Annotated in this window: 9 protein-coding genes; 3 read left to right on the top strand and 6 right to left on the bottom strand. The window is 66.6% G+C overall.

The window, feature by feature from the left end; translation table 11 throughout:
• Positions 1 to 133 precede the first annotated feature (133 nt).
• The 5 genes from AC1D14_RS20935 to AC1D14_RS20915 all read right to left on the bottom strand — a co-directional run bounded on the left by AC1D14_RS20935 (position 134) and on the right by AC1D14_RS20915 (position 5,721).
• Positions 134 to 1,837, bottom strand: coding sequence for a thiamine pyrophosphate-binding protein (locus AC1D14_RS20935; RefSeq protein ID WP_476876984.1), 1,704 nt, complete (start codon positions 1,835 to 1,837; stop codon positions 134 to 136).
• Complete coding sequence (speB, locus tag AC1D14_RS20930) at positions 1,834 to 2,949, bottom strand: agmatinase (protein ID WP_476882033.1); 1,116 nt, start codon at positions 2,947 to 2,949, stop codon at positions 1,834 to 1,836. The genes AC1D14_RS20935 and speB overlap by 4 nt, the downstream gene beginning before the upstream one ends.
• Positions 2,950 to 3,065: 116 nt before the next feature.
• Positions 3,066 to 3,407, bottom strand: a complete 342-nt coding sequence (locus AC1D14_RS20925) for a P-II family nitrogen regulator (RefSeq protein WP_476969120.1) — start codon at positions 3,405 to 3,407, stop codon at positions 3,066 to 3,068.
• Positions 3,404 to 4,747, bottom strand: coding sequence for an ammonium transporter (locus tag AC1D14_RS20920; protein ID WP_476969122.1), 1,344 nt, complete (start codon positions 4,745 to 4,747; stop codon positions 3,404 to 3,406). Before AC1D14_RS20920 ends, AC1D14_RS20925 begins: the two co-directional genes overlap by 4 nt.
• A gap of 398 nt (positions 4,748 to 5,145) precedes the next feature.
• A complete protein-coding gene (locus AC1D14_RS20915) occupies positions 5,146 to 5,721 on the bottom strand; it encodes a helix-turn-helix domain-containing protein (RefSeq protein ID WP_230117983.1) in 576 nt (191 codons plus the stop codon).
• A gap of 273 nt (positions 5,722 to 5,994) precedes the next feature.
• Between AC1D14_RS20915 and AC1D14_RS20910 the strand changes: the two genes are divergently transcribed.
• On the top strand, positions 5,995 to 7,536 hold the full coding sequence (locus tag AC1D14_RS20910; RefSeq protein WP_230117982.1) for a sodium:solute symporter family protein: 1,542 nt from the start codon (positions 5,995 to 5,997) through the stop codon (positions 7,534 to 7,536).
• Positions 7,537 to 7,641: 105 nt separating this feature from the next.
• Here the strand turns inward: AC1D14_RS20910 and AC1D14_RS20905 are convergent, their stop codons facing one another.
• A complete protein-coding gene (locus AC1D14_RS20905) occupies positions 7,642 to 7,875 on the bottom strand; it encodes a hypothetical protein (RefSeq protein ID WP_230117981.1) in 234 nt (77 codons plus the stop codon).
• 248 nt (positions 7,876 to 8,123) lie between these two features.
• Between AC1D14_RS20905 and AC1D14_RS20900 the strand changes: the two genes are divergently transcribed.
• Together AC1D14_RS20900 and AC1D14_RS20895 are read left to right on the top strand one after the other, a co-directional pair.
• Positions 8,124 to 9,272 carry a VIT1/CCC1 transporter family protein gene (locus tag AC1D14_RS20900; RefSeq protein WP_476969119.1) on the top strand — a complete coding sequence of 383 codons (1,149 nt, stop codon included), beginning with the start codon at positions 8,124 to 8,126 and terminating at the stop codon, positions 9,270 to 9,272.
• 40 nt (positions 9,273 to 9,312) lie between these two features.
• Positions 9,313 to 10,338 (top strand): matrixin family metalloprotease, encoded by a 1,026-nt coding sequence (locus AC1D14_RS20895; protein ID WP_476969118.1) that lies wholly within the window; start codon positions 9,313 to 9,315, stop codon positions 10,336 to 10,338.
• The last annotated feature ends 19 nt before the right edge of the window (positions 10,339 to 10,357 follow it).

The raw sequence follows: 10,357 nt of genomic DNA, 5'->3' as shown, positions 1-10,357 counted from the left end.
TTGGGAAACTAAGCAGGTTGGGGGCGAGGCGGCCGTGCCTTAAATGCAGCAGCGCGAACGGATAGTTGAGGCCCCAAATCCGTTAGGAAATGGGCCTCAACTATCCGTTCGCGCTGCGTGAGGGGGTACGGAGTTACAGGGCCAGGTGGGTCGGGCCGAACATCTTAAGCAGGGTTTCGACGACGACGACGTTCGGGCCGTCCGCGGCGAAGCCCGCCTTCAGCGCGTCCCCCACATTCTCCGGGGCCACCCGCGTGGCCGGCACGCCGAAGGACTCGGCGAGCTTCACGAAGTCGGGGCGTGCGAGTTCGGTGGCCGTGGCCTTGCCGAATGCGCCCACCATGTACTCGCGCAGGATCCCGTAGCCGCCGTCGTCCACGATCAGCCAGGTGACCGGGACGTTGTGCTGCTTGGCCGTGGCCAACTCCGAGATGGAGTACATGGCCGAACCGTCACCCGATACCGCCAGGACCCGCGCCGAACCGCCGGATGTGCCCACGGTTTCCAGGCCCACGGCCCCACCGATCGCAGCTGGGAACCCGTAGCCCAGCCCGCCGGCGCCCTGCGCTGAATGGAACTGCCCTTCCCGGGCGTCCCAGCAGCTCCAGCCCCAGTAGGCCGAGATGGTCATGTCCCAAAACGTCTGCATGGCCGCTGGGACGGCCTCGCGGATGTCAGCCATGAACTTCAGTTCCTTGCCGAGGTCCTGGGATTCCAGCCGCCCCTTGACCTTGGCCAGGGACTCCCGGACCAGGTCCTCGGGCGAGGTCCCGTGCCAGCTGGCGCGCTCGCCGTGCGGCTCCGTAAGGGCCTCGTCGAGGGCCGCGAGGGCCTGTCCGGCGTCGGCCCTGATACCGAGCCCGGGCCGGTTGGACTCCAGCACGCGGGGTTCGGCGTCGATCTGGATGATCCGGCCGCGCGGCTCAAAGGTGAAGTAGTTAGACGTGACCTCACCCAGCGAGGAGCCGACGACGATCAGGACGTCCGCGTCCTCGAGGAGGTCCGTCATGTGCCTGTCCTCGATCCAGGACTGCAGCGACAGCTCATGGCTCCAGGGGAAAGCCCCGTTGCCGCCGGGAGTACAGATCACGGGGGCGCGCAGCTTCTCCGCAAGGGAGAGCAGGGATTTCTCCGCCCGGCCCCGTCGCGTCCCGCCGCCGGCGATGATGGCCGGACGTTCCGCCGTGGACAGCCATTTAACCGCTTCGCGGACCAGTTCAACGCGCGGCGGGTTGTCCGCCGCTTCGGCGAGCGCGTCCTCGACGGGAGGCACCATGATGGGGTCGAGGAGCACGTTCTGCGGGACCTCAAGCCAGACGGGACCCTGTGGTGAGGAGATCGCCTCGGTCCACGCGTCCTGGATAGCGGAGGGAATACCGGAGGCGTGCTGGATCAGGCGCTGGCTCTTGGTGACGTTCGCGGCCGAGGCCTTCTGGTCATCGAGCTGGTGCAGCATCCCCTTGCGGCGCGCACCCAGTCCCTCCAGCGGGATTTGGCTGGCAATGACCACCATCGGCACGCCGGTGGCATAGGCCTCCTGCAGGCCGGCCAGGGACGTCAGCGCGCCGGGACCCGTGGACAGGAACAGTACGCCGACCTCGCCGGTTGCACGCGAATAACCGTCTGCGGCGAAGGCACTGTTATTTTCCACGCGAGAGGACACGAACTGCAGGTTCCCGCGGCCCATCGCGTCGAACAGGCCCAGCGCATGCTGGCCGGGAATGCCAAAGACCGTCTTCGCACCCAGCGCTTCGAGGGTCTCGACGACGAGATCCCCGCCGTTGCGGACGCCGGTCCCTTTGGTGGGGGCTGCCGTGCCGGGATCGAAGTCGATCACTTGACCGCCCCGGCAGCCTCAGAGATTTCGATGCGCCCGCTGGCCCGGTTGTCTGCCCCGGGGGCGGAGAACCCGGCCGGACGCCGCGCTTCCTGGCCCAGCGCCTGGGCGGCGTAGCCGTTATCGGTTCCGAAGCGGTTTCCCTCAACGGCATTGTCGGCCATCAGGGTCACCAGTTCGTAGGCGACATGGCTGGCCGCGACGCCGGTGATTTCCGCGTGGTCGTACGCGGGGGCGACCTCAACGACGTCGGCTCCCACGAGGTTCATGCCGCGGAAGCCGCGGATGATCTCCAACAGCTCCCGGCTGGTGATGCCGCCGGCCTCGGGGGTTCCGGTGCCGGGCGCGTGGGCTGGGTCAAGGACGTCGATGTCCACGGAGATGTACAGCGGGCGGTTACCGATGCGGTCCCGGACCTTGGCCACGGTCTCGAGCACGCCCTGATAGTAGACGTCTGCGGAGGTGACGATTCCGAACCCGAAGCGGTGGTCGTCGTCGAGATCCTTCTTGCCGTACAGCGGGCCGCGGGTACCGATGTGGCTGATGGCCTCGGTGTCCAGGATGCCTTCCTCCACTGCCCGGCGGAACGGGGTGCCGTGTGTGTATTCAGCGCCGAAGTAGGTGTCCCAGGTGTCCAGGTGTGCGTCGAAGTGCAGCATGGCGACCGGGCCGCCGGCGCGTTCGGCGGCGGCGCGCAGCAGCGGCAGGGCGATGGTGTGGTCACCGCCGAGAGTCAGCAGTTTGCTGCCGGACGAAGTCAGGTCCAGGGCGTTCTGCTGGATAGTCTCGATGGCCTCGTTGATGTTGAACGGATTGACGGCCATGTCGCCGGCGTCAGCCACCTGGCAGTTCTCAAACGGGCTGACATCCCAGGCCGGGTTGTACGGGCGCAGCAGACGGCTGGCCTCGCGGACGTGGTTGGCGCCGAAGCGGGCGCCTGGGCGGTAGGAAACTCCGGAGTCGAAGGGGACCCCGACCACCGTGATGTCCGCCTTGGGTACCTGGTCCAAACGGGGCAGCCGGGCATACGTGGCCGCTCCTGCGTAGCGGGGAATACGGGATGAATCGATGGGGCCAAGGTTGCCGTTGGCTTCGATGCGCAGCTCTTCCAAAGGAACGCCTCTCCTTCGAGGATGAAAGGTGGGTGTGACAGCCATCATACACTCGAAGTTGCCTAATGCGCATCATATGTTTACAACTTGCCCTTACAACGCGCGCCACCCGCCCCTCAACGGATGGCCGCTTCCCCCCGCTCCCCCGTTCGCACCCGGACGGCGTCGCGCACCGCAAGGGTCCAGATTTTGCCGTCGCCGAACCGCCCCGTCCGCGCCCCGGACATGATGGCGGCCACCACCCCGTCGGCGGCATCCTCGGTTACCAAGACCTCGACGCGGATTTTCGGCACGAGATCCGAGGTGTATTCAGCCCCGCGGTAGACCTCAACATGGCCGCGCTGCTGGCCGTAGCCATTCGCCTGGCTGACCGTCATGCCGTTTACCCCGAAGCGCTCAAGGGCATCGCGTACGGCGCCGATCCTGTCCGGACGGACAATGGCCGTCACGAGCTTCACTGCGGGACACCGCCGCGGACAGCCTCGGCTTCCCGGACCGGATCAGCAGCCATGGTGCCTCCGGGCGAGGACGCTGCGCCGGCGCCGCGATGTTCACCCGGGTGGAAGCTGCCGCCCACCATGGCCAGTTCGTAGGCTGTCTCCGCGTGCTCCGTGACATCGATGCCGGAACGTTCGTCCGCATCGGTAACGCGCATCCCCATCGTCTTGTGGATGGCAAGCCCAATCAGCGTGGTCATGACCGCTGTCCAGGCGGTGACGATCAGCGCGGTCAGTATTTGTGGCCAGAACTGCGCGAGTCCGCCGCCATAGAACAGTCCACCCCCGGTCTTAGACGACGGAACGGCGAAGAACCCGAGCGACAGCGTCCCCCAGAGCCCGCCGATGAAGTGCACTGCCACGACGTCCAGGGAATCGTCCAGCCCAACCCTGAACTTGAGAGCCACAGCAAGGGCACACACTCCGCCGGCCACGGCACCGATGGCAATGGAGGCCATCGGGTCCACGAAACCGCAGGCCGGCGTGATCGCCACCAGCCCGGCAACGGCACCCGAGGCAGCCCCGAGAGAGGTGGCATGTCCGTCGCGGAGCCGTTCCACGAGCAGCCAGCCGAGGAGCGCGGCACTGGTTGCCAGCAGCGTGTTGGTCCAGGCAAGGCCTGCAGTGGCATCGGCCGTCAGCTCGGATCCTGCATTGAAGCCGAACCAGCCGAACCACAACAGACCCGCACCGAGCATGACAAACGGGAGGTTGTGGGGACGGATGTTCGGGTCCCTCATGAAGCCGAGTCGCTTGCCGAGGACCACTGCCAGCATGAGGCCGGCCATGCCCGCATTCATGTGGACAACGGTGCCGCCGGCAAAATCCAGGGCCGCGATCTTGCTGCCGATGATGCCCTCCGCACCGAAGATACCGCCGCCCCACACCCAGTGGGCAATCGGCGAATAAACAAGGGTCACCCAGAGCGCCGAGAACAGGAGCCAGGGCCCAAACCGGACCCGTTCGGCCACGGCGCCGCTGATCAGGGCGACGGTGATGATCGCAAAAGTGGCCTGGAAGCCGATAAACACCATGTCAGGAAGGCCGGCCGCCTTGGTTCCGATCGTAGTTGTCAGGCCGGCGAGGCCGAAGTTGGCGAACGGGTCACCGACCCAGCCGCCCAACGTGTCCGGGCCGAACGCCAGCCCATAGCCCCAGAGCGCCCAGACGACGGCCACCACGCCCATGGCGCCAAAGCTCATCATCATGATGTTCAGGACGGACTTCATCCGCACCAGGCCGCCATAGAAGAAGGCCAGGCCGGGTGTCATCAGGAGCACCAGCGCCGAGGCCGCCAGCATCCAGGCGGTCGCGCCAGGATCCAGGGCAAGCGGGTCTGTTTCGAGCCTTACAGAGAGAAAAAGATGATCCATCGCGGGAGCCTTCCTCGGATTTGCCGCCCGGAGGCGTGCATGTGGCGAGACCTGCGAGACCGTGACCGGTCGATAGCCAGACTGTTTCGGATTCCCCGGGCCGAGACTACAAAACGCGTGTTTCCGCTGGCAGCATTCTGCTTTGCGGGCATGTAACAGGAGGGCTCCGGGTGTGAATTGCGCGTGTACGGGAGATGTCCGGAATGTGACGTGCATCTCACCGAGTCACCAACAGCCGCTGGCAGCAGCAGGCACCGCTGGCAGCAGGCGGCAGCAGTCCGCCTCAGCCAGGGGTCCGCATCAAGCGTCAGACCCGCGCCACGCTCCTAGCGGCTGGCGGCGGGAACCAGGACCCAGAGGACCTCGACGGCCTCGTTTGTGGGATTCACCCAAGTGTGGGGTTCGCGCCCCGGAAACGTGACGGTATCCCCGGTGTTGAGCTCATACTCCTCATTGGTGAGGATGAGCTTGATGGTGCCCTTAATGACATGGAGCACATCGACGTCGCAATCAACAGCGTAGAGCTCGGACTCGCCGCGGCCCAGCGGCTCGATGACGGCCTGGATGATTTGAACGCGCCGCTCCGACCGAGCGGTCAGCAGCCGCTCAACGATCCCTTCGCCGCCCAGCGAAATGCGGGGGCCGGCGTCGCGCTTTGTGAGGTGGGTTTCAGGCGCGGCAAACAGGTCGCCAATGGAAATGGAGAGGACCTGGCACAGGGTCACCAGCGAGGCGACAGAGGGCGAGGTGAGGTCCCGCTCGACCCGGCTCAGGAAGCCCTTGGTCAGCCCGGTGGCATCCGCCACCTGTTCAATTGTGAGCCGCTGCGACTGTCGGGCGGCACGGATTCTTGAACCGATGGCAACCGGAACATTGCTCGGCTCAACTGGAAGTGCCTTCATTTACGAACCTTTCACGGCCGGCCGCTCGGCCCCATCTTTGGAGCCATACTAGCGGCACCCCGCCGATCCGACGGCCCGGGAACCGCGTCACAGAAGATTGCGTCTTGACTGTTACTCCGATCACACCCTACGCTTGTTGGCAACAACTGTTGCATGCGAAGCAACAGAGCTCGATCCCTTCAGTTTTCCCCTTTAGAGCAGCCCAAACCGCGTACCCCAACTGCGCTCCGGATTACCGTAAAGCTGCCAGAGCTCCGAGGAGCCCCAAGAATCATGGACGCAAACTTCGTCAATATTGCCATCGTGGTGGTGTACCTCGCCGCGATGCTGGCCTTCGGCTGGTGGGGCAAGTCCCGCACCAAGAACAACAGTGACTACCTGGTGGCTGGCCGCAGGCTGGGCCCGCTCCTTTACACCGGAACCATGGCCGCCGTCGTGCTCGGCGGCGCCTCAACGGTGGGCGGCGTGGGCCTCGGCTACAAGTTCGGCATCTCCGGCATGTGGCTTGTCGTCGCAATCGGCGCGGGTGTGCTCCTGCTGAGCCTGCTCTTTGCCGGGACCCTCCAGCGGCTGAAGATCTACACGGTCTCCCAGATGCTGAGCCTGCGCTACGGCCAGCGCGCCACCCAGACCTCCGGCATCGTCATGCTGGCTTACACCCTGATGCTCTGCGCCACCTCCACGGGCGCCTACGCCACCATCTTCGTGGTCCTGTTCGGCTGGGAGCGCTGGCTCGCCATCGCCGTCGGCGGCGCCATTGTGCTGGTGTACTCCACCATCGGAGGCATGTGGTCCATCACCCTCGCCGACCAGGTGCAGTTCATCATCAAGACGGTGGGCATCTTCTTCCTCATGCTCCCGTTCGTCCTTAACGCCGCGGGCGGCCTCGACGGCATCCGTGCCCGCGTTGACGCGAGCTTCTTCCAGCTCGACGGCATCGGCGTGCAGACCATCATCACGTACTTCGTGGTGTACACCCTTGGCCTGCTGATCGGCCAGGACATCTGGCAACGCGTCTTCACCGCCAAGACCCCCACCGTGGCCCGCTGGGGCGGCGCCACCGCAGGTGTCTATTGCATCCTGTACGGCGTCGCCGGCGCGTTGATCGGCCTGGCCGCCCGTGTGGCCCTGCCCGACATCGACGTCGCCAATCTCGGCAAGGACGTTGTCTACGCCGAGGTTGCCACCCACATCCTGCCGATCGGCATCGGCGGCCTGGTCATGGCCGCAGCCGTCGCCGCCATGATGTCCACCGCCTCCGGCGCCCTCATCGCTGCGGCAACGGTGGCCCGCGCTGACGTTGTGCCGTTCGTAGCCAGCTGGTTCGGCAAGACGATCAACACCGACGACACCGAAAACCCCGAGCACGACGTCAAGGCCAACCGTTACTGGGTCCTTGGCCTGGGCATCGTGGCGGTGCTGATCTCCATGGCAGCCCAGGACGTCGTGGTGGCCCTGACCATCGCCTATGACATCCTGGTGGGCGGCCTGCTGGTAGCCATCCTCGGCGGCCTGGTCTGGAAGCGCGGCACCGGCATCGCCGCCGCCTGGTCCATGGCCGTGGGCTCGGTCCTGACCCTGGGCCTGCTGATCATGTATGCCACGGGAATCATCCCGAGCGAGGACGGCGTCTACGCCAACGATCCCATCTACTGGGGCCTTGGGGCCTCGCTGGCAGTGTACTTGGTGATATCCGTACTCACGCCACCCACGGATCCCGAAGTCCGCGAAGCGTGGGACAAGCGCGTCGCCGGAGCCGTGTCCGAGGAACTGTCCCTGGAGGCTCACCCGGTAGCCAGCCACGCGGCGCACTAGGCAAACTGAATTAATCACGACGGCGGTGCCTTCCCTTCGCGGGGAAGTCACCGCCGTCGGGGTTTAAGCGTTCGGCTCTAAGCGCCGGGGTTTGAGCGCGTGTCCTTATTCTTCGTAGCCTTCGTCCCCGCGGAATTCGTCGGCATCCAACGACACCACCCGCTCGTCGTCGTCAACGGCTTCCGGCGCGACGGGAACAACTCTCTCCTCGGAGTCGATGAACTCGTCCTCGGTATCCCAGTCTTCGTCGACCGGCGCGTCCTCGGCGAAATCGTAGGCGGGGTCGGATTCCAGTGTGTGGCGGGCGTCGGGCTCGGGGCGTGATCCGGTGGTGTTCATGATGCAGACCTCCGTGTGATTGGACTTCCGTGCCCTCCGTCAACGAGGCACGTTTTCATCAGATCACCACCCTTGTGGACGGTCAAGGGCCCCGCGGCAGAGCGTCAGGAAACCGTTCTCGGAGCCGCGCATTTACGGGGTCCCTAAATTTCCGGCTGAGGAATACCGGCCGAAAATCCGCGGAATTGCGGGGTAAGCTGGTCGTTGCAATGGGGCCGAACCATGCCTCATCTAGCCCAGGAGTTCCCGTGTCTCAGCACGCAAAATCTGACCGCCACAGCGAAACCAGCCCGGCCGCACACGCATCGCCCGCCGGTACCCCAAACGCAGCGGACGTGAAACGCTGGCGCCAGTATCTGGCCGACGAACGCGCCGAGGCTGCCGTCTACCGGGACCTCGCGCAAAGCCGCTCCGGCGAAGAACGGGCCATCCTCCTGGCCCTCGCCGAGGCCGAGGGACGCCACGAAGCCCACTGGCTCAAGCTCCTCGGCGAGCACGCGGGCAAGCCGCGCCGCGCCTCCGCCCGCAGCCGGCTGCTGGGCCTCCTTGCCCGGCACTTCGGTTCCGTTTTCGTGTTGGCCCTGGCCCAGCGTGCCGAGGGCCGCTCCCCCTACACCAAGGAGCCCTCCGCCACTCCGGCCATGGCGGCGGACGAACAGATTCATGAGGAAGTGGTGCGCGGCCTGGCCACGCGGGGCCGCAACCGGCTGGCCGGAACCTTCCGGGCGGCCGTTTTCGGCGCCAACGACGGCCTCGTCAGCAACCTGTCGCTCGTAATGGGCATGGCCGCCACCGGCGTGGCCAGCACCGTGGTTCTGCTGAGCGGCATCGCCGGCCTGCTGGCCGGCGCGTTCTCCATGGGCGCGGGCGAATTCGTCTCCGTCCGTTCGCAGCGTGAGCTTCTGGCCGCCACGCAACCCACACAGGTGACGCTCGCCGCGGCGCCGCAGCTGGATATTGAGCACAACGAGCTCCTGCTGGTCTATCTGGCCCGGGGCATGTCCCGCGAGGCCGCGGAACACCGGGTGGCCGAGCGGATGGGCCTCTTCAGCTGCGACTGCGACCCGAGCCTCTCGCTCCAGCCCGAGCTCCCGGAGACCGAGGATCAGCACGAGGCCGTGGGCACCGCCTGGGGCGCCGCGCTGTCCAGTTTCTGCTTCTTCGCCTCCGGCGCGATCGTCCCCGTCATTCCCTTCCTGTTCGGCATGACCGGCGTGGGCGCGCTCGTGGTGGCCGCCGTGCTGGTGGGCATGGCGCTGCTGGCGACGGGTGGCGTCGTCGGTCTCCTTTCCGGCACCTCTCCCCTGACCCGCGGTCTTCGCCAGTTGGCCATCGGGCTGGGAGCAGCCGGAGTCACCTACGTGTTGGGCATGGCGTTCGGCGCCGTGATCGCCTAGTGCGGCTGGCCGGAGCTCTCGGCGCCGGGGAGACGCAGTAGTGGAAGAAGAGCCGGCCGGAGAAGACACCGGCCTGCGCGCACCTGACGATGAACGCCGTGACACGGATAGCGGGCAGCGGCACCGGAAACACCCGCGCCATTCCGGGACCGCCAGCGCAGCCAGCAGGTTCATCCGCAACCTCGTCCTGATAACCGCCATCGGGTGTGCAGCATTCGTGGCGGCGGGCTTCGCCTACGGGGACCCCCGTTTTGCCAGCCTCCTAGAGTTCCGGCTCGGGGCCGGCAACGGACATCCTGCCCAGCCCAGGCCCGGGCAGACGGACCGGGCCGGTGGGGCCGGCCAGGGGCAGGAGGCCGGCCAGGCAGGGCAGCCCGGCGCGGGCGGCCGGGCCGCAGGCGCACCGCCGCCCGGCGTCGAAGAGGCAGCAGCACCGCTGGGAACGCCGGCGCCCCCGCCGGAACCGAGTGATTCGTATAAGTTCCTGGCCACCAACGACGACGGCACTCCGGTTGGATATTCGCCCTGCCGGCCGCTGCACTACGTAGTGAACGCCGGCCTGGCGCCGGAGGGCGCGGCCGGGCTGGTCCCCGCGGCGATCGAGACGGTGTCCCGGGCCACGGGCATCCGTTTCATCAACGACGGGGCCACCGACGAACAGCCCTCGGAATCGCGCGCCCCCTACCAGCCCGAGACCTACGGCGAGAGGTGGGCTCCGCTGCTCATCAGCTGGACCACTCCGGGGGCGGCACCCAAGCTCAAGGGCAAGATCATCGGCACCGGGGGCAGCACGCACTACAGCTATGGGGACGGGCCCAAGAGCTTCGTCACCGGAAGCCTCGAGCTCGACGCCCCGCAGATTGCCGCGGAACTCAACCGTCCGGACGGTCCCGGATATGCCACCGCCGTCATCCTGCACGAGCTCGGCCACGTCATGGGGCTTGAACACGTGGATGACCCCGTTCAGCTGATGTACCCGGAGATCGGCGCGCCCGACGGTCTGGCGGCGGGGGACCTCAACGGACTGCAGGCTCTTGGCAAGGCCCCGTGCCGGAAGGACCTCTAAGCGGGATCGGCTTTCAGGA

The organism is Arthrobacter sp. P1_B11 (assembly GCF_056406715.1).
Note: the sequence above shows the minus strand (reverse complement) of the source record. Positions and strands in the feature narration are given on the sequence as shown.

What these genes read in the sequence shown, in the direction of transcription:
- AC1D14_RS20920 (WP_476969122.1), bottom strand. Translation starts at nt 4,747, where the DNA reads ATGCTGGCGGCCTCGGCGCTGGTGCTCCTGATGACACCCGGCCTGGCC.
- AC1D14_RS20910 (WP_230117982.1), top strand. Translation starts at nt 5,995, where the DNA reads ATGGACGCAAACTTCGTCAATATTGCCATCGTGGTGGTGTACCTCGCC.
- AC1D14_RS20915 (WP_230117983.1), bottom strand. Translation starts at nt 5,721, where the DNA reads ATGAAGGCACTTCCAGTTGAGCCGAGCAATGTTCCGGTTGCCATCGGT.
- AC1D14_RS20905 (WP_230117981.1), bottom strand. Translation starts at nt 7,875, where the DNA reads ATGAACACCACCGGATCACGCCCCGAGCCCGACGCCCGCCACACACTG.